General features: G+C 63.8%; 17 protein-coding genes. 10 read left to right on the plus strand and 7 right to left on the minus strand.

What is annotated here, in order from left to right; all coding sequences use genetic code 11:
- Positions 1-80: 80 nt before the first annotated feature.
- On the minus strand, positions 81-575 hold the full coding sequence (locus P8T11_RS26035; protein WP_268079370.1) for a MarR family winged helix-turn-helix transcriptional regulator: 495 nt from the start codon (positions 573-575) through the stop codon (positions 81-83).
- A 143-nt stretch (positions 576-718) separates the two neighbouring features.
- Here P8T11_RS26035 and P8T11_RS26040 point away from each other — a divergent pair, with 143 nt between their 5' ends.
- The 5 genes from P8T11_RS26040 (at position 719) to P8T11_RS26060 (ending at position 6,129) form a co-directional block, all read left to right on the plus strand.
- Positions 719-1,984, plus strand: coding sequence for a flavin-dependent oxidoreductase (locus P8T11_RS26040; RefSeq protein WP_268079369.1), 1,266 nt, complete (start codon positions 719-721; stop codon positions 1,982-1,984).
- Positions 1,981-2,466 carry a DUF3237 domain-containing protein gene (locus P8T11_RS26045; RefSeq protein ID WP_268079368.1) on the plus strand — a complete coding sequence of 162 codons (486 nt, stop codon included), beginning with the start codon at positions 1,981-1,983 and terminating at the stop codon, positions 2,464-2,466. Before P8T11_RS26040 ends, P8T11_RS26045 begins: the two co-directional genes overlap by 4 nt.
- 50 nt (positions 2,467-2,516) lie before the next feature.
- The gene (locus tag P8T11_RS26050; RefSeq protein WP_268079367.1) at positions 2,517-3,482 is read left to right on the plus strand and encodes a Bug family tripartite tricarboxylate transporter substrate binding protein; all 966 of its coding nucleotides are present in this window, start codon (positions 2,517-2,519) and stop codon (positions 3,480-3,482) included.
- A gap of 777 nt (positions 3,483-4,259) precedes the next feature.
- On the plus strand, positions 4,260-4,859 hold the full coding sequence (locus P8T11_RS26055; RefSeq protein ID WP_268079366.1) for a nitroreductase family protein: 600 nt from the start codon (positions 4,260-4,262) through the stop codon (positions 4,857-4,859).
- 214 nt (positions 4,860-5,073) lie between these two features.
- A complete protein-coding gene (locus P8T11_RS26060; RefSeq protein WP_268079365.1) occupies positions 5,074-6,129 on the plus strand; it encodes a sensor domain-containing diguanylate cyclase in 1,056 nt (351 codons plus the stop codon).
- 260 nt (positions 6,130-6,389) lie between these two features.
- Here P8T11_RS26060 and P8T11_RS26065 read toward each other — a convergent pair whose 3' ends face one another.
- Positions 6,390-7,328, minus strand: coding sequence for a hypothetical protein (locus P8T11_RS26065; RefSeq protein ID WP_268079364.1), 939 nt, complete (start codon positions 7,326-7,328; stop codon positions 6,390-6,392).
- Positions 7,329-7,520: 192 nt separating this feature from the next.
- Between P8T11_RS26065 and P8T11_RS26070 the strand changes: the two genes are divergently transcribed.
- Together P8T11_RS26070 and P8T11_RS26075 are read left to right on the plus strand one after the other, a co-directional pair.
- Positions 7,521-8,381: a lysozyme inhibitor LprI family protein gene (locus P8T11_RS26070; protein WP_268079363.1), complete on the plus strand. Its 861-nt coding sequence runs from the start codon at positions 7,521-7,523 to the stop codon at positions 8,379-8,381.
- A gap of 159 nt (positions 8,382-8,540) precedes the next feature.
- Positions 8,541-14,666, plus strand: a complete 6,126-nt coding sequence (locus P8T11_RS26075; protein WP_268079362.1) for a DUF3320 domain-containing protein — start codon at positions 8,541-8,543, stop codon at positions 14,664-14,666.
- A 36-nt stretch (positions 14,667-14,702) separates the two neighbouring features.
- Here P8T11_RS26075 and P8T11_RS26080 read toward each other — a convergent pair whose 3' ends face one another.
- Entirely contained in the window at positions 14,703-15,095 is a 393-nt protein-coding gene (locus tag P8T11_RS26080; protein WP_268079361.1) for a hypothetical protein, read from the minus strand.
- 307 nt (positions 15,096-15,402) lie between these two features.
- Between P8T11_RS26080 and P8T11_RS26085 the strand changes: the two genes are divergently transcribed.
- From P8T11_RS26085 to P8T11_RS26095, 3 genes are all read left to right on the plus strand, one after another.
- Positions 15,403-16,125: an META and DUF4377 domain-containing protein gene (locus P8T11_RS26085; RefSeq protein ID WP_277549606.1), complete on the plus strand. Its 723-nt coding sequence runs from the start codon at positions 15,403-15,405 to the stop codon at positions 16,123-16,125.
- A gap of 266 nt (positions 16,126-16,391) precedes the next feature.
- Positions 16,392-18,014 carry a sulfatase family protein gene (locus P8T11_RS26090; RefSeq protein WP_268079358.1) on the plus strand — a complete coding sequence of 541 codons (1,623 nt, stop codon included), beginning with the start codon at positions 16,392-16,394 and terminating at the stop codon, positions 18,012-18,014.
- 51 nt (positions 18,015-18,065) lie between these two features.
- Positions 18,066-19,100, plus strand: a complete 1,035-nt coding sequence (locus P8T11_RS26095) for a Bug family tripartite tricarboxylate transporter substrate binding protein (RefSeq protein ID WP_268079357.1) — start codon at positions 18,066-18,068, stop codon at positions 19,098-19,100.
- A 114-nt stretch (positions 19,101-19,214) separates the two neighbouring features.
- Here the strand turns inward: P8T11_RS26095 and P8T11_RS26100 are convergent, their stop codons facing one another.
- The 4 genes from P8T11_RS26100 to P8T11_RS26115 form a co-directional block, all read right to left on the minus strand.
- Positions 19,215-19,541 (minus strand): DUF4148 domain-containing protein, encoded by a 327-nt coding sequence (locus P8T11_RS26100; RefSeq protein ID WP_268079356.1) that lies wholly within the window; start codon positions 19,539-19,541, stop codon positions 19,215-19,217.
- A 148-nt stretch (positions 19,542-19,689) separates the two neighbouring features.
- Complete coding sequence (locus P8T11_RS26105) at positions 19,690-20,775, minus strand: LuxR family transcriptional regulator (protein WP_268079355.1); 1,086 nt, start codon at positions 20,773-20,775, stop codon at positions 19,690-19,692.
- 100 nt (positions 20,776-20,875) lie between these two features.
- Positions 20,876-22,018, minus strand: a complete 1,143-nt coding sequence (locus P8T11_RS26110; RefSeq protein ID WP_268082502.1) for an ABC transporter substrate-binding protein — start codon at positions 22,016-22,018, stop codon at positions 20,876-20,878.
- Complete coding sequence (locus tag P8T11_RS26115; RefSeq protein ID WP_268079354.1) at positions 22,011-23,465, minus strand: sensor histidine kinase; 1,455 nt, start codon at positions 23,463-23,465, stop codon at positions 22,011-22,013. The genes P8T11_RS26110 and P8T11_RS26115 overlap by 8 nt, the downstream gene beginning before the upstream one ends.

Raw genomic sequence — 23,465 nt, forward strand, 5'->3', positions numbered from 1 at the left:
GCGGTGGGCATGGGTACCTGAAGGGCAAGATTGAGTCGGACGATCGTATCACCGCGACGTGACTCGCATTACCCGAAGCGCTATCCGCCCAGCTTTCCCAGCAAGCCGATCAGTTGCCGCTTTTCCGCCGCGTCCAGCTGATGGCTGATACGGGCGTCGTGTGCCTCGACGGCCTGCGTGATGTCGGCCAGCACCTTGCTGCCCGCCGCCGTCATCGTCAGTGAATAGGCACGCTTGTCGTGCTCGACGTCCAGCTTTTCTACGTACCCCAAGCCTTGCAAGTGGTTCACGATTTGCACGGCGCCTGAGCGGGCGATGCCCAGGATGCGCGCCAGGTCGGTGAGCTTCAGGTTGGCATTGGCCGCGATCAACGTCAGGGCGGAAAAGCGTTGCGGCGTGATGTCCCACGGCGCAAGGGCGGCCAGGAAGTCTTCGTAGATGACGATCTGCGCACGCCGGATGGCGTAGCCGATCAGGCCGTCCAGCGCGCCGTACTGGATACCCGGGACATGGGGCTCAAATTGCTCGCCGCGCGCGGCGGGGCGGCGGGGGCGTTGGGATGCGGCTCGGGACATGGGGGGGGCAGGGGTCTTGATGCCGGGGGCCTCAACACTAATGCAGTCGGGGGCGCCGCGCCATGGGGTTACGGGAAATCCCCGGGGTGCGCAGAGTATCTGATTTTTGTTATGTTGCATAACAAATAAAACCAGGAGTAGACATGCAAATCGTCATTGCCGGGGCCGGCATCGGCGGTCTGACGCTTGCGCTGATGTTGCATCGGCGCGGCATCGATTGCCGCGTGTATGAAAGCGCGCAGGAACTCAGGCCCTTGGGCGTCGGCATCAACCTGCTGCCGCACGCCGTCAGTGAACTGGAGCAGCTAGGGCTGATGCCCGGGCTGGCCGAGCGCGCTATCGAAACCTCGCAACTGCACTACTACAACAAGCTTGGCCAGCCGATCTGGCGCGAGCCGCGCGGGCTACAGGCGGGCTATCCCTTGCCGCAGTTTTCCGTGCATCGCGGAGAGTTCCAGATGATGCTGGCGCAAGCCGTGCGCGAACGCCTGGGCGAGGGCGCCATCGTCACGGGTATGGTGCTGGAATCCGCCGAGCAGGACGCAAGCGGCGCCACCGCCGTGTTCCGGCGGCGCGCGGACGGGACCACGCATCGCGTGCATGGCGACATCCTGGTGGGGGCGGATGGCATTCATTCCGCGCTTCGCCGCCAACTGCATCCCATCGGCGACGAACCCCGCTTTTCCGGGCGCATGTTGTGGCGCGCGGTGACCGAGGCCCCGCCGTACCTGGACGGCCGCAGCATGTTCATGGCGGGCCACCAGGACCAGAAGTTCGTCTGCTATCCCATTTCGGAACCCTTGCGCCGCCAAGGGCGTTCGCTGATCAACTGGATCGCGGAGCTCTCGGTGCCGGATGCCGAACTGCCCGCCACCGACTGGAACCGCCAGGTCGACAAATCCGTCTTCGCGGATCGCTTTGCCGATTGGCGCTGGGACTGGATCGACATTCCCGCCATCATCGATGGCGCAGAAGCCATTTACGAATTTCCGCTTGTGGACCGTGACCCCCTGCCGCGTTGGACGCGGGGCCGCGTTACGCTCTTGGGCGACGCCGCGCACCCCATGTACCCCATCGGTTCGAACGGTTCGGCTCAGGCCATCCTGGACGCGCGTTGCTTGTCGGACTGGTTGGCGCAAGCGGCCGCCGGCGGTGTTCGCACGCTTGACATCGCGTTGCTGGAATATGAGGCCGAACGCCTGCCGCGCACGGCCGGCATCGTATTGCGCAACCGCTTGAATGGCCCAGAGCAGGTCATGCAGATGGCCGAAGAGCGCGCGCCGCAAGGCTTTACGGACATACACGACGTGATCACGCAAGAAGAGCTGGCGGCGGTATCGCTGCGCTACAAACAACTGGCAGGGTTTGACCCCGCCGCCTTGAAGAAGCGCCGGGAGTCAACACCATGAGCCGTCCCGAGGCATCGGCGGACGCCCTGGCGCCGCGACTGGAACATATAACGACGGTCATCGTCGAGGTCGGCCCGCCGCAAGAAGTGGGCGACACCCCGCAGGGCCGACGCCGCGTCATTCCGATCACGGGCGGCACGGTGGATGGCCCGCGCTTGCGCGGCAAAGTGCTGCCGGGCGGTGCGGATTTCCAGATCATCCGCTCGGCCACGTACACCGACATCCATGCGCGCTACGTCATCGAAACCACCGACGGCGAACGCATCTACGTCGAAAACACCGGCATACGCACAGGCCACGCGGATGACATCGCCCGCCTGGTGCGCGGTGAACCCGTGGACCCCGCACGCATTTATTTCCGCAGCTATCCGCGCTTTGAAACCGCATCGCCGGGTTTGGCGTGGATGAACGAAAGCCTTTTCATCGGCACAGGCGCGCGCTATCCCGACCGGGTTGAGCTGCGCTTCTACCGCATTTGCTGAACCCTCGGCATCCGCCGTGGCATGAATATAAAAACGACCTGGAGACAACCATGACCTCAACGCTGCGCCGCCTGTTGGGCGGTTTCATGCTGTGCCTGCCCATCGCCGCGATGGCGCAATTTCCCAATGGCCCCGTGCGCCTGAATGTGGGTTTCCCGCCAGGCACCGGGCCCGACATCGTGGCGCGCACGCTGTCGCAACACATGGGCCCGCTGCTGGGCGAAAGCGTGGTGGTGGAAAACAAGGTGGGCGCGGGCGGGCAGATCGCCGCGCAGACCGTGGCGCGCAGCCCGGCCGATGGCCAAACGATCTTGCTGGGCGAGGTCGGCTCCATCAGCATTTCGCCCGCCACCTATCGCAACCTGAACTACGACCCGCCGCGCGATTTTGCGCCCATCTCCGAAGTGGTGCGCGCCGACTTCGTGCTGGTGGTGCCGGTCGACTCTCCGTACAAGGACCTGGCTGCGTTCGTTGCGGGTGGCAAGAAGGCGTCGGACAGAATCAACTTCGCCACCTTCGGCGCGGGCACGCCAGGCCACTTCGGCGCCGAGCTTTTTGCGCGCGAAGCGGGCATGAAGATCGAGGCCATCCATTACCGTTCAACGGGTGATGCGGTGTCGGGCCTGGTGTCCGGCGCGGTGCAGGCGGCGTTTGTGACCACGGCGCTGGCCGTGCCGCAGGTGCAGGGCGGCAAGATGCGCGCGCTGGCCATTACCGGCGCGCAACGTTCGCCCGCCTTGGCCACGGTGCCCACCTTTGCCGAAGGCGGCTTGCCGGATGTCAATTTCGGGGCGTGGTTCGCCTTGTTCGCGCCCGCCGGTACGCCGGACGCGGTGTTGAACCGTTTGCAGAAAGACAGCGCCGCCGCGCTGCGTCAGCCGGCCGCGGTGCGCAGCCTGACCGAGGCCGGCTTCGTCGTTGTCGGTTCCGACCGGAAGGCGTTGCAGACCTTGTTGTCCGCCGAATCCAAGCGCTGGTCAGACGTGGTGAAAGCCACGGGCTTTCGGGCGGATTGATCGGGCGTGGGGCCGAGATGGCGGAATAACCCCAGCAAGTCGCCCGCGCGTCGCCTTAAAAATGACACAGCGCAACTCGTAGGATGGGTGGAGCGCGAGAGGCCCTTGGGCGAGAACACGGCCGACCAACGCGCGAAACCCATCAAGCAACGCCGAATTTTTGAAAGGCTTAGCCCCCATACAAGCGCTGCCCGATGGGTTTCGCGCGTTCAGCGGTGATGTTCTTAGGAACAGTCTCCCGCGCTCCACCCATCCTACGGACTACGTCGCCGCCAGATGACGTGATGTAGCTCGTAGGATGGGTGGAGCGCGAGAGGCCCTTGGGCGAGAACACGGCTGCCCAACGCGCGAAACCCATCAAGCAACGCTGAATTTTTGAAAAGCTTAGCCACCATGCAAGCGCTGCCCGATGGGTTTCGCGCGTTCAGCGATGGCGTCTTTAGAGACAGCCTCCCGCGCTCCACCCATCCTACGAGGTGCTACGTCGGCGTGCGGGTCGCGCCCGAGTATGCCTACCACCTGGTGTACCCGGCAGGGAGCGATGCGGATCCACGGGTCTGTGCGTTGCGGGATTGGATGCTGGAAATCGTGCGGGCGGGGCAGTCGGAAATTGCCCTGTAGGTGACATCATTCGCGCCATTGGTTCCATCAATAGAACAGTTTGTTCCGTCCAAAATCGGCCGTTTTGAGGCGGGAGCTAGTGCAGCCGTCACGGTCCTGCCGTTAGAATTCCTTCCCATATCACCCCCTATCTACCAGTCGAAAGGTCAAAGTCACATGAGCAACGCTTATCTCGACGCACTGAAAAAGCGCCGTACGCAGTATTCGCTGGGTCGCAACGTGTCGGCCTCCAAGGAAGCACTGACGACCCTGATTCAAGACGCGATCAAGCACAGCCCGTCGTCGTTCAATTCGCAAAGCTCGCGCGCCGTTATTCTGTTTGGCGCCGAAAGCGTGAAGCTCTGGGACCTGGCTATTGAAGAGGTGCGCAAGGTGGCCCCGGCTGAAGGGTTCGACAAGACCGAAGCCAAGCTCAAGAGCTTTGCCGCCGGCGTCGGCACAGTGTTGTTCTTCGAAGACCAGGACGTCGTGCGCAGCCTGCAAGAGAAGTTTGCCCTGTACGCCGACAACTTCCCGGTGTGGTCGGAACAGGCGGGCGGCATGGCCCAACTGTCGGTCTGGTCAACCCTGGCCAACGCCGACGTCGGCGCCAGCCTGCAACACTACAACCCGCTGATCGACGGCGTGGTGGCGCGTGAATGGAACGTGCCCGCCTCGTGGAAGCTGCGCGCGCAAATGCCCTTCGGCTCGAACGAAAACGGCTTTGGCGACAAGCCCTTCATGGACGACGCCGAGCGTTTCCGCGTGGCAGGCTGATCAGCCTGAAGCGGGCGGTGCAAGCCGCCTGAGTGCTCCAGTAACGAAAACCCGCACTTCCCCCAACTGGGGGAGTGCGGGTTTTTGCATGATGCGCCGTCCGGGCGAGTCAGCGCTACCTCGCGTGCATAATGTTCGTTTGACCGGCCCGGCCCGTATGCGCCGGGCTCGCCATACCGCGCGGCAGGCGTCGCGCGCCTCGAGGAGACGCAATATGGATCCGATACTTGCCGGACTGTCGAATTCACTGCCTCAAGCCAAGACGGTTGAGCAATTGACCCGCCCGCTGCTGGACATGTTGGGCAGCGTGACGGGGCTGGAATCCACCTACCTGACCGCCATCGACCTGAAAGCCGATCTGCAGCATGTGCGGTTCGCCCGCAATGTGGGCGACATGCAGATTCCCGAGGGCCTGTCGGTGCCGTGGTCGGACACACTGTGCAAGCGAGCGCTGGAAGAAGGCCGCATGTGCACAAGCGACGTCGCCACCTGCTGGTCGGATTCCGAAGCCGCCCGCCAGTTGGGCATCCAGACATACGTGAGCGCGCCGGTACGCACGGACGAAGGCACGTTGCTTGGCACGCTGTGCGCGGCCAGCGCGCAACAACATCAGATTCCGCCGCAGGCCGAGGCCGTGTTGAAGTTGTTCTCCAACGTCATCGCCAATTTCCTGGAACGCGAAATCTTGATGGAGCAACTGCAGGCCGCGAATGTCCAGTTGATGTCCTACGCGCTGACTGATCCCTTGACCGGCCTGCCCAATCGCCGCGCCGTGTACGAAGAACTGGAACGGCTGGAAAAGCGGGCGCTGCGCGAAGGCAGCAGCGTCCTGGTCGGTGTGATCGACCTGGACGGCTTCAAGGGCATCAACGATACCTATGGCCACCAGCAAGGCGATGTGTTCCTGCAAGACATTTCCCGGCGGCTGGCCAGCTCCTTGCGCACGTCCGACATGCTGGGCCGCATCGGCGGCGACGAGTTCGTGCTGATCGGCCCCGGCCCCGCCATCGAACGCGGCAATATCGGCCCGGGCGGCGAGGCGCAAGGCGGCGAAGCCGCAGACGCCGCCCGCGCGCTGGAGGAACGCGCCACCGAAGCCACCATCGGCCGCTATCAACTGGGCGATGCGGTGGAACCCTATGAAGGCGCCAGCGTCGGCGTGGTGGCGGTCGACCCGCGCGGCCTGGACGCCGAAGCCGCGGTCCGTCTTGCCGATGCACGCATGTATGACATCAAGCGCGCGCGCAAAGGAGCGCGGACGATACATTGAGAGGCTCTTCCAGCGCATGCCTGCGCACGGGACGTCGTTCCCCCAATTCGTAGGATGGGTGAAGCGCGAGATACCAACAACAAGAACGCCGCCGCCGCAACGCGCGCAACCCATCATGCAGACGTTGCGTTGTGGCTGCAGGCCAAAAGAACCGGGATGCTGCATGATGGGTTGCGCGCGTTGAGGCGGTTGGATTTTTGCCTTGAGTCTTTCGCGCTTCACCCATCCTACGCCGTCAAATTGGTGGAACGCCGTGCCCATCATCGATACCTGCGTTCCACCGCCGACCACTTCAACGTCTTGCGCCACTTGCCGCCTTGCTGGCGCAGTTGCAGGTCAAAGTACCCGTCTGTTTTCTCTGGCAGCACCACCAGGATGTTGCTGGCGTCGGACATGTCGTGGTCGCGTGTGCCGTCGGGGTGCCAGTCGCCGGCGATGGATTTGAAGAATGACATGGGCTGCGCGAACACCACGCGCAGCGTGGGGCCGTCGATGTGGAACAGGTACAGGGCCTCGAAGTTGGCGCCACCGCCGGAATACCCTTCGCTCCATCCGGCGCGCACGCCGAAGGCCACGGCGCCGGGGGCGATCTTGTAGGCGGCCAGGTCGAAGCGCTTCCATTCCGTGGGCATCGACAGGAGAGGGGCGTTGGGGTCTTCCGTTGCCAGGTCCTGGGGCAAGTCGATGTCGGTATTGCGCCAGTCGGTGGGCGTCTTGACGGGGCCATCGGTGCGGGCCAGCAGCGTGGGGGCCTTGCCCGGCGTCGTGCCGAACACGCCGAACCAGACGCTGTTCTTGTCATCGTCGCTGGACAGGTCGGCGCATTCGCCGCCGCCGAACTTGATCAGTCGCGCCGCGCGTTCGGGCGTGGCCGCCAGGCACACCATCGCGACAAACGTTCCCGGGCGTTGCGCCCAGGGTTTGGCACCCGCTACCAGCAGCCGTTTGGGATCCTGGCCAGGGGCCAATTGCTGCACCAGGAAGTCGCGTGTGAAGCCGGCGGGCAGCGCAACGCCAAGCCCGTCGGGTTGCGGCGCGCCGCTCATCTGGCTGTCGTACATTCTGCGGGCGTCTTCCGTCTGGATGGCGCTGCGGGCCTTGTCCAGCGAGGGCACGGTGGTGTCCGCCCATGCCGAGGGCACGTGCAGCCCGCAGGCCAACAGCGGGGACAACAGGAGCGGGGCGAGTCGGATGCGCATGGGTAGGGAGCGGGTCTCGGTAGAGGAAGCGGAAGTGGAAGTGGAAGCCGGCGCAGGATAGCCCGGGTACACGTTTCAGAGCGTTGAACTCTGTTTCTATTTTGTAAGTGGTTTTCATGCAGAATGGCGCGCTGCGCTTGCGTCACTAGCCGCAAAGCCAAACCGGCAGCCCTTGCAAGAGAGAAGAACGCAATGACATTGGCACGTTCCGCATTTTCCGCACGCTCCGCAGGTTTCGCGGGTTTCGCAGTTAAGGGCCTATTCCTGGCCGGCGTGTTCGCGCTGTCCTCGCCGGCGATGGCGATCAATTGCGCCAAGGCCGGCACCGCCGTCGAAAAGCTGATCTGCGCCGACAAGGCAACGGTGGCGGCCGATGCCGGGCTGAACCGCGCTTACCAGGCGATCTTGAAGCAGGCCCCGGACGACAGCATCCGCGCGATGCTGGTCGCCAGCCAGAAGCGCTGGCTCCAGGCGCGTGACCGTGCGCTGGACCGCCTGCTCACGGACCCTGACGCCGTGCCGGATGACAAGAGCGCGAGCAAAATTGCGCGCGAGCTGATCGAGAACCGCAGCGCGCAGTTCAAGGAAACCGGCAAAGGGTCCGCCACGCCCACCATCATTCGCCGGGCAGTTCAGCAGCAGCAGTTCCAGTCCCAATTCACGGGCGGCGCGTTCGCGGGCTTTTGGACGTCTTGCGACGTGCTGCCGCATGATTACTACGACTGCTTCGCGATTCGCCACTACCAGAACAACGACCGCGTGTGCTCGGTGGACGAATCCTGGGCGTCGGGGGCGGTCTACACCAAGCGCTACGTCGCCAACGTGGTTGACGGCAAGCCGCGTGTGATCGCGTCCTGCTCGTTCAGTAGTGCCGACGAGGCCTGCGCCACCGTCGGCGATACGAAGGCGAATTGGAACCGGCAGCCCCAGGCGCCGCAGTACGTGTATGCCGACAAGCCGCTGCCGAAGCTGGATGGCGAGATCGACGCGTCGGACGATACCGAATGGGTGCAGGCCTGCCTGACGGACCCGGCATATCCACCAGGGCAATAGCACGGCGGGGGCTGTGTAAGGCGCATACCGCTGATATTCACGCCGATACGCAAAACTTTCTGTTTCCAGCGGGCAGCGGCGTCATCGCGTCTTAAAATCCTGCATTGCAGATTTTCGCTGCCGGCATAGGCCCGCGCGGAACCGAACCGAGAGATATCGATGGATAAGCGACAAGACCTGGAACCGCCGGCGATCCAGGAGGGCGCGGCGCAGACCGGCGCGATGCAGGCGGACGTGGTGGATGCCCCGGGGCCGAACACGCTCGACGCCATCACCATCGATATCGAAGCTGATCCCACGCTAGGCTACGCCTCGATTCAGAACGCGGTTCCCATCGTTCGGACGCTGCGCGTGACAAACCGCTCGGCGCACACCTTCGAGAACATCGAAGTCCGGCTTCGCTGCAACCCCGCCTTTGCCCAACCGGTGACGCTGCGCTTTGACGTGTTGGTGCCGGGAGAAATTCACCGGATTTCCCCGCTGGACCTGACGCCCGACCACAGCTACGTGGCCGACTTGCAAGAAGCCGTGCGCGCCAGCATCGGTGTGGTGGTGCAGTCCGGCATGCAGGAAATAGGCCGGGCTTCGCAAGCGATTACCGTGTTGGCCTATGACCAATGGGCCGGCACGCGCGCCTTGCCGGAATTGTTGGCCGCGTTTTCCATGCCGAACAATCCGGCCGTGGACGGGCTGATCGGCAAGGCGTCCAAGCTGCTGCGCGCGCAGCACGCCGATCTGCAGATGAACGGCTACCAGTCCAAAAGCCGCGACGTTGTGTGGAAGCAGGTGTCTGCCATCTACAGCACGCTGGCGGCCGAATCGCTGCATTACGCCGAGCCGCCCGCGTCTTTCGGCGTGGACGGCCAGAAGATCCGCACGCCGGATCGCATCATGGACGCGCGGGTCGCAACGTGCCTGGACCTGGCGATGCTGTTCTCGTCCTGCCTGGAGCAGGCCGGCTTGCGGCCGGTCATCCTGATGAAGGACGGGCACGCCTGGGTGGGCGTGTGGCTGCATCAAGCGTGCTTTGCAGACCCGTTGACGGACGACGTGCAGGCGGTAAGAAAGCGCGTGGACAGCGGCGAATTCCTGGTCTTTGAAACGACCGGCATCGCGCAGCATCCCAACTTCCGGCCGTCGTTGCGACGCGCGTTGGAACAGGGCGCGGCGCATCTGCGCGAAGAGAACACCTTTCGATACGCCATCGACGTGCATCGCGCGCGGGAATTGCAGATCAAGCCCTTGCCGTCGCGGGGGGTGTCGGTTGCGCCGACGGATGCCGATGACGCCGAGCTTCCCGCCACCATCGAACCCACGCCTGACCTGCCGCCGCTGGACCCGGAATTCGTGATCAGCCTGGAGCCCGCCGACGACACGCCGGAAGGCCGGCTGGCCAAGTGGAAATCGCGCCTGTTGGACCTGACGCTGCGCAACCGTCTGCTGAACTTCAAGCTGACCAAGTCGACCTTGCCGCTCGTCGTGCCGGACCTGGCGCGGCTGGAAGACGCCATTGTCGATGGCAGCGAATTCCGCATTCGCCCGTTGCCCGCCGCGTTGATGGATGGCAGCGACCCGCGCGTGGCCGAGGTGCATGTGGGCCGGGGCGGCCGTGCGCCGCTGGACGACATGGCGCTGGACGCACTGAGCAACAAGGAACTGATCGCGCGCGTCGCGCAGGAAGCGCTGGACGCCAACCTGCTGACCATCTTCGGCGCGGCACGCACCGGGCAGGAAGAGGGCGGCGCCAACACGCTGTACCTGGCGATGGGCATGCTGCGCTGGACCGAAAGCCCCGGCGCGGAAAGCGCGCATCTGGCGCCGCTGATCCTGGTGCCGGTGTCGCTGCAACGGCAGTCGGTGCGCAGCGGCTTCCGGCTGGTGCGCCACGACGACGAGACCATCATCAACCCCACCTTGCTGCAGATGCTGCGCAACAACTACGAGCTGCGCATTCCGGGCCTGGATGTCCTGCCCGCTGATGACAAGGGCGTGGACGTGGCGCGCGTGTTGCAGGCGTTCCGGCTGGCCGTGCGGGAAATCGCGGGCTGGGAGGTGCTGGAACAGGTGCATCTGGGGATCTTCTCGTTCACCAAGTACCTGATGTGGAAAGACCTGCAAGACCGCACCGAGCAGTTGAAAGCCAACCGCGTCGTCAGGCATTTGATTGATCACCCGGGGCAGGCGTTTGCAAAAGAACCTTTTGATCAACGCTTTGACCGCCTGGACGACAGCTACAAGCCCGAAGACCTGCTGACGCCGCTGCTGTCCGATTCGTCGCAATTGAAGGCGATCTGCGCGGTGGACGCGGGCCGCGACCTGGTGCTGGAAGGACCGCCCGGCACGGGCAAGAGCCAGACCATCACGAACCTGATCGCGCATCTGCTGGCGCGCGGCAAGACGGTGTTGTTCGTCTCGGAAAAAATGGCCGCGCTGGAAGTGGTGCACCGCCGTTTGGCCAATATTGGCCTGGGCCCGTTCTGCCTGGAACTACATTCGTCCAAGGCGCGCAAATCCGAGGTGCTGCAACAGCTTGGAAAGGCGCTGGACCACAGCGGCCAGCGCACCGGCGATGACTGGGCGCGTGAAGCCGAGCGCCTGACCGTGCTGCGCCAGGACTTGAACGGCTTGGTCGATGCGCTGCATCACACGCATGCCAATGGCCTGACGGTGTATGACGCCATTGGCACCTGCATCCAGAACGCGGGCAAGGAGCCGTCGCCGATGTTCTGGGCCGATGCGCAGGCGCATCAAGTCAAAGACCTTGCGCAACTGCGCGAGACCGCGCGCCGCATGTCGACCTTGTCCAAGGAACTTGGCGTGTTGCATGGCCATCCGCTGGCGCATATCGGCATGGCCGAATGGAGCCCCAGTTGGCAAGATGCGCTGCTGGCGGCGGCGCAGGCGCTGGAGCAAGCGGTGGCAGGCTTCCAGGCGCAGGCGATTGCTGCGGGCGAGGGCGTCGGGGTGCCGGCGCAAGGCTTGAGCCTGGATGCCTACGCGCATCTGGATCAGTTGTTCGACGTGCTGCTTGCCGCGCCCCAAGTGCCTGCGGGCTTGGCCACGCAAGCGCACGACCCGGCCGCCCGCTTTCAAGTGCAGGTGCTGGCTCGCCACGGCCTGGCGCGCAACGCGCATTGGGCGCAGGTGGGCGCGCAATGGAACGCGCAGTTGGCCGAGCTTGATGCGAATACGCTGAAGGCCGAGTGGCTGTCCGCATGTTCGGCATGGTGGCCGAAGTCTGTCTTCGCCAAGGGCGGCATCCGCAAGCGGCTGGCGATGTATCGCACGGACGGCCAGCGGCCGGACGAGGCCGCGATTACCGCCATGCTGGCGCCCTTGGCGCTGGTGAATACCGAAGACCGCGAACTGGCTGTGTTGAAGGCAGACGCGCAGCGTTTGCTGCAAGACAGCTACACGGGTCTGTCCACGGATTGGGAACAGGTCCAGCGCCATGAGCAATGGGCGGCGCGGTTTGCCGATGCGGTCACGCAGGTGGCGGGCGACCCCGTCTCCGCTGCCGACTTGCGAACCCGCCTGCAAGCGCTGGTGGGTGAAAACCGCGCCTTCCTGCAACCGGGTTCGCCGCTGGGTAAGTCGTTGCTGGCCTATCGGGACGCGTGGCGTGCATTGCAAGACCGGATGGCGGAAGTTGATGCGCTGGCCAAACCCACCGAAGCGCTGGCGGGCGCATCGGATGCCAACGGCGCGTTGGAACGCATTCAGGGCGTGCTGGCGGGCTGGCGTCATAACAAGCAGTTCTTGATGCCGTGGTGTGTATGGCGCCAGGCGCGCGAGCAAGCCATTGCGTCGCAACTGCAAGGCCTGGTCGCATCTCTTGAGCAGGGCCGCGTGCCGTTGGAGCAGATCGAAGCGCATTTTGAGTTCAGCTACCGCAACTGGTGGGTGAAGAAGGTCATCGACCATACCCCCGTGTTGCGTGCGTTTTCCAGCGCCGACCACGAGCGCAAGATCCGCGAATTCCGCGATGCCGACGACCGCTTCCAGAAACTGACGTCGTCCTACATCGCCGCTGTGTTGGCCGGCAAAGTTCCCGATGGCAACGGCGTGCTGGTCAGCCCGGACAGCGAGCTGGGCCTGCTGCGCCGCGAACTGCAAAAGAAGACGCGCCACGTTCCCGTGCGCCAACTGATGCAGCGCTTGCCCTCCCTGCTGCCCAAGCTCAAGCCTTGCCTGCTGATGTCGCCCTTGTCGGTTGCGCAGTATCTGGACGCCGGCCATTCGCAGTTTGATGTGGTGGTGTTCGATGAAGCCTCGCAGATTCCAGTGTGGGATTCGGTAGGCGCCATTGCGCGCGGTCAGCAAGTGGTGGTGGTGGGCGACACCAAGCAGTTGCCGCCCACCAGCTTCTTCAGCAAGTCCACGCCGGAAGACGATGGCGCGGGTGACGATGGCCAGGTCGAAGACCTGGAGAGCATCCTGGATGAATGCCTGGGCGCCGACATGAACCGCCTGCGTTTGCAGTGGCATTACCGCAGCAAGCACGAGAGCCTGATCACGTTCAGCAACGTCACCTATTACGACTCGCAGCTGATCACCTTCCCGTCGCCCGTGACGGATGACTTGGCCGTGCGCCTGGAGAAGGTCGCGGGCATCTACGACCGGGGCGGCAGCCGCACCAACCGCCGCGAAGCCGAAGCCATCGTGCAAGGCATCGAACAGCACTATCTGGACAAGTCCCGCCGCCGTCAGACCTTGGGCGTGGTGACGTTCAACCAGCCGCAGCAATCCCTGATCGAAACCCTGCTGGACGCGCGCCGCCGCGCCAATGCGGAACTCGACAAGGCGATCTCGGCGCAATCCCGTGAACCGTTGTTCATCAAGAACCTGGAGAACGTGCAGGGCGACGAGCGTGACGTGATTTATTTTTCGATTACGTTTGGCCCGGACCCCGCCGGAAAGATGACGATGAACTTCGGGCCGCTGAACGGCGAAGGCGGACACCGCCGTCTGAACGTGGCGATCTCCCGCGCGCGCGAAGGCGTGGTGATCTACAGCACGTTGATGCCGGAACAGATCGACCTGTCGCGCGTGCGCGCCCGGGGTGTGCGCGACTTGAAGCACTACCTGGAGTTTGCGCTGAAAGGGCCGCGCGCCTTGGTCGAGCAGTCGCTGCCGACCGGCCGCGAGCCGGACAGCCCGTTTGAAACCCAGGTCATCAAGGTGCTGCGCAATCATGGCTGGGTGGTGCACCCGCAAGTGGGCTGCTCCGGCTACCGCATCGACATGGGCGTGGTGGACCCGCGCGCGCCGGGGCGCTATCTGATGGGCATCGAGTGCGACGGCCGTGCGTATCACTCAGGCGCCACCGCGCGCGATCGCGATCGCTTGCGTCAGGTGGTGCTTGAAGGGCTGGGCTGGCGCTTGCATCGGGTGTGGTCCACCGACTGGTGGATCAACCCTGAACGAGAGGTGGAGAAGATCTTGGCCCGCTTGAATGCGGAGCTGGAACGCATGGTCGAGGGCGAGCCTGATGTGGAGGACGCAGAGGCTGAAGGCGAAGCCGAAGTTGAAGCCGAGGTCGAAAGCGAAGTTGACGCCGAAGCTGCTATTCAAGCGGAAGCCGCAATCGGAGCCGGAGCCGATGCCAGAGCCGATGCCAGAGCCGCTACCGAACCCGAAGGCGCCGTGGAGTTTGTGATCAAGACCGAAGAGGGCGATATCGCGTGGGCGTCGGCGCACAGCGCGAAAGTCAGCGCATCCACGGGCGGCATCGCGACCTATCAACTGGCCGACCTGAGCACTGCCGCCGGTGACCCAGACGCCTTCTACAGCCGCGCCAACAACGCGCAATTGGCGGAACAATTACGCCTGGTCATCGACACTGAAGGCCCCATTGCCGAGACCGTGCTGCACCGTAAAGTCGCCCGCGCCTGGGGCCTGGAACGCACAGGCGTCCGGATCGTTGAACGGTTGCGGACCTTGACCCCGATGGAAGTGGGTCAGACGGATGAAGGCGAGGCCACGTTCTATTGGCCCGCCGGCGTCACACCCGAAACCTGGACCGGCTTTCGCGGCGCAAGCGACGACGACGCCACGCGCCGCCGCGTGGATGATGTCTGCATCCAGGAACTGGCGAACGGCGTGCTGCACGTGCTGGCCATGACCGGCAACGCGCCGAAATCGGATGTGATCAAGTCAGTGTGCCGGCTGCTGGGCATGTCGCGTACGTTGGCGGATGCGGAAGCACGCATCGGACACGCGATAGCCGGCCTGGCGCAGCGAGGCGTGGTGCGGGAAGAGATGGGGATGTTGCGGGTGGGGTAGAGGGGGCGTGCGGGGCGTTACGGCGCAGTGACAGGGTCACGCATAAAAATTCCGTAGCGCTCCTCCGACGATCAATGCCAAGACCGAAACGGTCATTCCGCCGTAAGCGAGGAACAGCGGAATTTTTATATCGGAAGGTATGGTGCGAACATCGCTTTCAACATAAATCTTATGAATATTGTTGAGTGGCCAAAAATTCGCTTTATGAAGGGATAGCCATATCAAAAGCGTTGTGGCAATGGCCAGTTTTTCATAGAGCGTTAGCTGGGATCTGGTCCTGCCCTTCGCTATAGGGTGGCTCGTCAATCGGATGGCGTCGTCAAGTTTGAAGTAGTAGAAGTACGCTGCAGAAGAAATATAAACGACGAACGCCAAGACGAAGACCAGTCCTGCAATGGCGCCGATGTGTTGTCCGCTTAGTTCTGTCATTCAAATCAACTCGTATCCGTTTGTACTCAAGTTGGCGCCCAGCGACTTACCAAGAGCGGCCCGTTTCATTGCTTTGGACTCCGGAATAGCGGGCCCAACAACCGCGCCCTCCAGCAAGATTTTGAAACCCTCTGGCCCGCGCTTCGCCTGATCCGTCCATACCACGGACGTAGAATGCCGCTTTTGATCAGTGCCATACGGCTCATAGGAACGAACCATGAAAAAAATAATCCTACTTGCGTCCGCATGCGCCGCGCTGCTACAGGCTTGCGCTCCCGTTTCGTCTCCCAGCGAAGGATCGTCCTCCATGCCCACTTCTACCGCGACGTCGCCCGCCAGCCAACTGAGCTTGCCCGCGTATTACTGGCGTCTGGTCTCCGCCACCGATGCAGCCGGCAAGTCGATTCCGACCTTGCAGCCGGGCGTTGAGCATCAGCTGCGCCTGGCCTTCACGAAGGAGGCCTTGAATATCCGGGGGGGCTGCAATACGCAGTTTGGCGGTTATCGCTATCAGAATGGCGTGCTGCAAGTGGATAACCTGGCGTCCACGATGAAGGCTTGCGAGCAGAGTTTGATGCAACTGGATGCCGAGATCAACGAGCGCCTGAAGGGCGATCTGCGGACGACGCTGTCTGGCGATACGCATGAGCCCGCGCTGGAGCTCGTGGGCAAGGACGGCACCGTGCTGAAGTTCGTGGGTGAACCCACGCCCGAGACGCTGTATGGCAGCGCGGGCGAGATCATGTTCCTGGAAGTGGCTGCCAAGAAGGCCGAGTGCAGCCATCCCATGATTCCCAACTACCAATGCCTGATGGTGCGTGAGCGCCGCTATAACGAAGCCGGCGTGCAGCAGCCGACGCAGGAAAAATGGCATCCGCTGTATCAATCCATCGAAGGGTTCGAGCACCAGGAAGGCGTGCGCACCGTGCTGCGCGTGAAGCGCTACGACTGGAGGAACCCGCCGGCCGACGCACCGTCCAAGGTGTATGTGCTGGATATGGTGGTGGAGCAGGACGCGTCGAAGAAGTAAGCGTAAGGACGTCAATCAAAATGCCGGGCCGCTCAAGCGGCCCGGCATTTTTTTGGGCGAGACGTTCGTCGGTTTCCTGACAGCGTGAGCGTCAGCGAATTGGCTCAGCGTGTTCTGCGTCCGCGGGTTATCTCAATCGACAGTGCTAGCGACCCCGCGAATACGTCCTACATAAGGGGCTACAGGCTCGCAGGCGCTCAAAGCGCTACCCATAATGGCCGCATCAAAACAGCCAGGCCGACATGAGCCAAAGGCAAGGAGACCCGATGCAGCCCGCTATGCAGTCCAACTTGCAGCCCAACTTGCAGCCCAACTTTCTGCTGTTCATCACGGATCAGCAGCGCGCGGATCACGTGGGGAGTTACGGCAACGCCCTGCTGCAAACCCCGGCGCTGGATGCCTTGGCCGAACAGGGGTGGTCCGCCGACCGCTTCTATGTCGCGTCACCGATCTGCATGCCCAATCGCGCCACATTGATGACGGGCCGCATGCCTTCGGCGCATGGGGTGCGCCACAACGGCATTGCACTATCCCAGCGCGCAACGACTTTTGTTGAACGGCTGCGCGGCGCCGGCTACGCCACCGCGCTGATCGGGAAATCGCACTTGCAGAACATGACGGGAGCGGGCCCCGCCTGGCCACCGCCAAACGACAACGTTACACGGGGCGAAGCGTGGCGGCCCGAGCCCGGCGACTACGACCAAGAGTGGGGGCCAATGTGGCGCGATCATCCCGGCCATGACGTGAAGACGCCGTTCTACGGCTTCGACCACGTGCGCTTGGCGCTTGATCACGGCGATCAGGTCGGTGGCCATTACGCACGCTGGCTTGCCCTGGAACACCCAGAAGCGCGGCGGGTGTGGGGGCCGGAGCACGCTTTCAGCACGCCGGATTTCGTGCTGACCCAGCACCGTCAGGCGTGGCGCACGCGAGTCCCCGAGGAATGCTCCACCACCGCCTACATCGGTGACCAAACCATTGCTCAACTGCGCCAGCACGCCGCCGGCCCAGCCCCGTTCTTCATCCAGTGTTCATTTCCTGATCCGCACCATCCCTACACGCCGCCTGGCAAATATTGGGACCAGTATCGGCCGGACGACGTGACGCTGCCGGTATCGTTTCACGCCAGCCGGGCCGTCCATCATCATCCACCCCCGCACGTGGCGTGGTTGTATCGGCAGCGCGATCTGAACATGGCGGTCAAACACACGCCGGCCGTATTCGCCTGCACCGAACGCGAAGCGCGGGAAGCGATTGCGCTGAACTACGGTTCCATCAGCCATATCGACGCGACGATCGGTCGCGTCATTCAGGCGTTGCGCGACACGGGCCTGGACAAGAAAACGGTGGTTATTTTCACCAGCGACCACGGCGACTTCTTCGGCGACCACCAACTATTGTTCAAAGGCCCCATCCACTATCAGGGCCTGATCCGCACGCCGTTCATCTGGCACGACCCACAAGCCACGCCGGCCGCCTCGCGCAGCCAAGCGCTGTGCTCCACGGCTGATATCGCCGCCACCGTGCTGGCGCGCGCGGGGGTGCCCGCCTACAACGGCATGCAAGGCCAATCCCTGCTGCCCTTGATGGCTGGCGCCTGTGACACGGTGCGCGATGCGCTGCTGATCGAAGAGGAAGGCCAACGCACGATGTTCGGCTTTCCCGGCCGCACGCGAATGCGAACGCTGCAAACGACGCGCCACCGCTTGAGTGTGTACGCCGACGCGGATTGGGGCGAACTGTACGACCTGCACGAAGACCCGCACGAACTGCGCAATCTCTGGCACGACCCCGCTGCGGAGACGCGGCGCGGTGAGCTGCTGATGGCGCTGTCGCAAACGATGATCCGCCACGCGGAAACCAGCCCGAACCCCTCGGCAATGGCCTGATTTTTTCGCCAGGCAGGCTGCCTGCCAGCCGCCGCCACCCAGGAGAACACCATGTTCAAGTCATCGCGGTTCTTGTTTTGCTCGGCGTCGTTCATTTGCACGGCGTTGTTCGTTGCAAGCACGACGGCCGCTGCCCAGGCCGCCGCGGCACCGGCTGCCGCAGCACCGGCCGCCGCTCCCACCAATTACCCCTCGCGTTCCATTCGGCTGATCGTCAATTCCTCGCCCGCGGGTCCTTTGGATATCTGCGCCCGCGCCATTTCAATGCACGCCGGCAAGCTGTTGGGCCAGACGATCATCGTCGAGAATCGTCCGGGGGCATCCGGCAACATCGGCGCCAAGGCCGTCGCCAATGCTGATCCTGACGGCTACACACTTCTGCTGACCCTGGATACTCTGATGACGGTCAACCCGCACGTCTTCAAGGACCGGGCCGAAGACTACACCCAAAGCCTGGAGCCGCTCAGCATCGCGGGCAGCTTCGGATTGGCGCTTGCCGTTCGCCCCGACCTGGGCGTGGCGACGCTACAAGATTTCTTGCACTTCGCCAAATCGAATGTCATCACTTATTCGTCCGCCGGCTACGGCAGCCCGGGAAACCTGGCTTTCGAAAAGCTCAAGCTGAGCCTCGGCTTCGACGTGACGCACGTTCCTTTCCGGGGCAGCGCGGGCGCCGTCAACGCCTTGCTGGGAGATCAGATCCAGGCTGGATTCCTGGCGGCGTCGGCGGTGCAGCCGCACGTCAAGGCAGGCAAGATGCGCGCGCTGGCCGTTTCATCGCGCGACCCCGACCCTGATTTGCCCGGCGTGTCAGCGATGGCGCAGTTGGGCGTGGAATCCTTGAAGGACTTTGAAGCGGCCTTCGCCTTTCTTGTGATGGCGCCGCGGGGTGTACCGGCCGATGTTGCCGCGAAGTGGGACGAAACCCTGGCGCAGGTGTACGCGTCGCCGGAGTTTCTGGCCAGCATTGCCAGCCTGGGCATGCGTGCACCATTTTCCGGCCACGCTGTAGCGAAAGAATGGGTGCAAACCCGGTCGGGAAGTTGGGCCGACGTGATTGAATCGGCGGGGATCAAGGGCGAGTAGCAGAACGAAGAAAGCGCAGAGAACGCAGCGGCAACCATCAAGATCACACCGCCCGATGGCGGCAGACCGGAAAACTTCACTACCGGCCTTTGCCGCCATGCCTATCCGCCATGCTCACCATTTGCCTTGACCCTGCGACGGCGACTGCATCGGGGGCGTGGCATTGGTGGGTTGCACCGTGTCCACGTACTTTCTATAGCTGGCGACATATGCCCCACTGTAGATGTCGGGCGTCTCATCGCCTTCCCATTTTTGCTCGACGCCAGACTCCCGCCAGGCGGTCAGGTCGCGCATGACGTCGTCGTGGCTTTTCGGGACATCGGGCGTTTGCACGGCGGTCGTAGGCGCGACGGCCTGTTGCGCAAAAGTGGGGCCGGAGAGCAGGCCGGCGGCGGCCAGCACCACCGGGACGAACACACGGAACGAAAGGACAGTCTTCATGAACGACTCCTTGATCACGATAGCAATCCCTCTCCCTCATGGCTTCGGACTCATCGTAGGGCCGCATGGGTGCCCACCGCATACCCAAAATTGATTACGCCCGGCGTGGACGCCCGGGACGGCTACCGGGGCGCATACTGCGTTTGCGCTACAGCAGGGATGCCAGCCGCACCAGTTCCGCCTGACGGCTGCATTCCATCTTGCTCAGCAACGAGGCAACCTGCTTGCGCACGGTCAGCACGGATGACTGGCGCAGCGTGGCCACCTCTTCCACGCTGTGGCCCGCCGCCAGGCCCGCCAGCACGGCGGCTTCGGCGTGGGTGATGTCGAACACGGATTGCAGCTTGTCGACGTCGGGCTTGGCGAAGGCGCTTTTGCGGCGCAAGCGCACCAGCAGCAGCCGGCCCCCCAGCAGGCTCAACGCATCGGGCGCGGCGCTGATGTCCATCCAGTCGAATTCACCCCAGCCTGCGGCCGTGGCCAGCGATCGTGTGCGGCCGTCGTTGAAGGTGGCGGCGCAGTAGACATCGAAAAGGCGCTGGCTTTTGGCGTCGATGTGGCGCAGCTTGTCGCCGCGCACGATCCAGCCGCGGGCCTCTTCCACATAGTGCCGAGCCAGCGCCGAGATCTTGTTGACCATGGACGCCTGGTTGATCAGCAGCACCGCTTCGTTGACTTCCGAAAAGGCGCTTTCCACCGATTTCCAGCCGATGGCCAAGGCCTTCTGGCGCTGTGCAAGCTGGCTTTGCAGCAGGCGGAAGTACTGGGCGAAGTCGCCCGTCTGCAGGCGCTTGCTGGCTTTGGCGTCGATGGTGGAGCGCTGGAAGCCGATGGACGCATGCAGCACGGAATTGGACTCGACGATCAGCGAAATAATCTGCGCCATGCGGTGCTTGACCATGAAGTCGGCGTAGAACTCCGTGCGCTGCAGTTGGGCGCTGCTGTACATGCGGGCGGTGTCCAGCCAGGTGCCGGCGGGCGCCGTGCGCGAGTCATGTTCCAGCACGTCGTGACGGTAGTAATGCCCCTGGTAGTCCGCGAAGCAGGCGTCGGAAAAGCCGATGGCGGACAGGTTTGACAGCTTGTTGCGCGCGTCGAACACGATCAATGTGCCGCTGTCGGCGCCAACCAGATCGCGCGCTGTGCGCAGGATGTCTTGCCAGGGCGGGTTGGAGTCGGTCAGATGGTGCACGGCCTCCATTGCGCGGGAGAAGACAATCTGATGCTTGAGCATGGTGTGTCTCCAACGTGGCCGTCGGGCCGAGCGGAAATTATGCGCGCGAATTTGCGATCATTGCGCAACATTCATGCGTCATCCAGGCTGCGGCGTTGAATTAATGATCAGCTTGATGCGTGCGTACCGGGATGTTTCCATCAGGGCGGGGCGCGTCACCCGGCGGCAGGATCGCTGCCCGCCATAGATCCAGGAAATGACGTTTTTTCAGCGTATCCAGATACACCAGCAATCCCACGCCCAGCGCCATCGGGCGGATGCCCGTTGCCGGAATGACCGAGGCATTGACGGGCCGCATGCCGGATTGCTTTGCCAGCATTTCCTGTCCGCGTGGCGATAGCAGGTAGTCCAGCAACAAGGCGCCCAGGTCGCCACGCGGCGCCTGCTTGGGAATGATCGCGGACCGCGACAGCATCAGCGTGTAGTCCTGCGGGTAGATGATGGCCAGTGGCGCGCCCTGGTCGATGCGGTGCCGCGTGTAAGACTCCAGCAGGTTGTAGGCCAGCGTGATCTCGCCGCGTTCCAGCTTGTCCAGCGCGTCTTCGGTGGATTCGTGGGTGGTGACGCCATTGCGGCCGAACGCGGCCAGCAAGGCGCCGGCCATGCTGTCCAGGCGCGTGTCCTGCGTGGCGGCCAGATAGCCGATGCCGCTGCCCTGCACGTCGTAGGTCGAAATGCTGTTGGCCAACGGGCGGTCGGGGGCTTGCAGCAGGGAAAGCAGCGCGCGGCGCGTATGCGGCACGCGCGCGGCGGCGAGTTTGTCCGTGTTGTAGACCATGACGATGGGGTCGGTGCCGATGCTGAACACTTCGTCGCGCCAATTCGCCCAGGCGGGCAGGGCGCGGGTTTCCGCCGACACGTGGCGCTGCGCATGGCCGTCGTTGACCAGCTTGGTCTGCAGATCCATGGCGCTGCTGATGATCAGGTCGGGGCCGCGCTTGGCGGTGGCGTCGCCCTGCGCGCGCGCGACCGTGTCCTGATACAGCTGCTGCGTGGACAGCTCGGTGTATTCCAGCCGGATGCCGGGGTTCAACCGGCTGAAGTCTTGCAGGACGCCCTTGAACACCTCCACGCTGTTGGACGCATGCAGGACCAGCACGTTCTTGCTGTCCGCGGCGCCAAGCGTCAGGCCGTCGCGGCTGACTTCGGCGGCCGTCGCGTTGCTCACGGTCGCCACGGCCGCAACCGACAGCAAGGCGGTGGCGCCAAGCAGCCTGCCCACCCCGGCCAGCGCGCTACGCATCATGATGGCTCGCCGGTAAGGTAATGACCGCATCCAGGCCGCCGCCCACGCGGTTGCTCAAACTGAGTTGGCCTTGGTGGATAACAACAACGCGCTTGACGATGGACAGGCCCAGCCCCGCACCGGCGGCGCGCGGGTTGGGGCCGCGCGTGAAGCGATCGAACGCGGCGTTGGCCAACGCGGGTGGGATGCCCGGCCCGGGGTCGGAGACGGTGATGCGCCAGCCCTTATCGTGGGCGTTGAGCGTGATGTCGATGTGACCATCAGGGTGGCTGTCGGTGGGGCTGGACGGACGGCTGGAAATGCCGGCGCCGTGTCGCAAGGCGTTGTCGATCAGGTTCTTGAAGGCTTCGCGCAGCATCAGGCTGTCGCCCTGGATGGTTGGTGTTTGGCGGCCAGGCACTTGGCCGGACGCGACGTCGGGCAGGTGCAGGCGCACATCGGGCTGGGGGGCGGCTTGCGGCACGGTGTCATAGGCGGCCTGGCGCAGCAGTTCGGCCAGGTCGACCGCTTGAAACTGCTTGACGTTGCTGCGGTGGATGACGCTGGCGTCGCTAAGCAATTGGTTGACCAGCCGTGACAGTTTCTCGGCATTGCGCAAGACGGCCAACAGGCTGCGGCGCTGTTCGGCGGGGTCGTCTTCATCCAGCGCCACTTCCATCTGCGCATGCAGCGCGGCCAGCGGCGTGCGCAACTGGTGGGCGGCTTCGGCGATGAACAGGCGCAAGGTGTCGAGGTTGTCGGATAGCCGGGCCATGAACCCGTCCAGCGAATGCACCAGCGTATCCAGTTCCTGGGGCACGGGCGCCGCGATGGGGTGCAGGTCGGACGCGCTGCGCGTGGCCAACTCGTGTTCGATGCGTTGGATGGGCGACAGGGAACGTTGCAAGCCCCAGTAGGCCAGCGCAAGCGCCGCACCGATGAAACCGATCAGCGCCAAAGTGCCTTGCCAGAGAATGCTGTCGGCCAGCGCGTTGCGGGCTTCTCGGGTCTGCGCAACCTGGATCACGGCAGCTTCGGCGCTGCGCGGCCCGGCGATCTTGCGTTCCATCCAGGCAACGCGCACGGGCTCGCCCTGGTAACGGGCGGTATACAGCTGAGGCGTATCGTCGGCGTTTGTGCGGTCCGGTGCCGTGGGCAGATCGGCGTAACCGGAAATCAGCGATCCCGCCGTGGTCGCGACGCGATAGAACACCCGGTCGCGCGGCGCCTGTTCCAGCAAGGCCAGCGCGGCGTAGGGCATGTCCATCTGCCATTCGCCTTGCACCAGTTGCAGGCTGTCGGCCATGGACAGGACAGATGCGCGCAGCAACTGGTCGTAGGTGGTGTCCGCGGTTTGCTGGGCGTAGCCGCGCACCAGCAGGTAGAGCGCGGCCAGGCCTACGGCGAACAAGGCCAGCAGCATCGCCAACAGGCGGCGTCGGATGGAAATGCGGCCTGGCTTCAC

The organism is Achromobacter spanius, assembly GCF_029637605.1.
GTDB classification, from domain to species: domain Bacteria; phylum Pseudomonadota; class Gammaproteobacteria; order Burkholderiales; family Burkholderiaceae_B; genus Achromobacter; species Achromobacter spanius_E.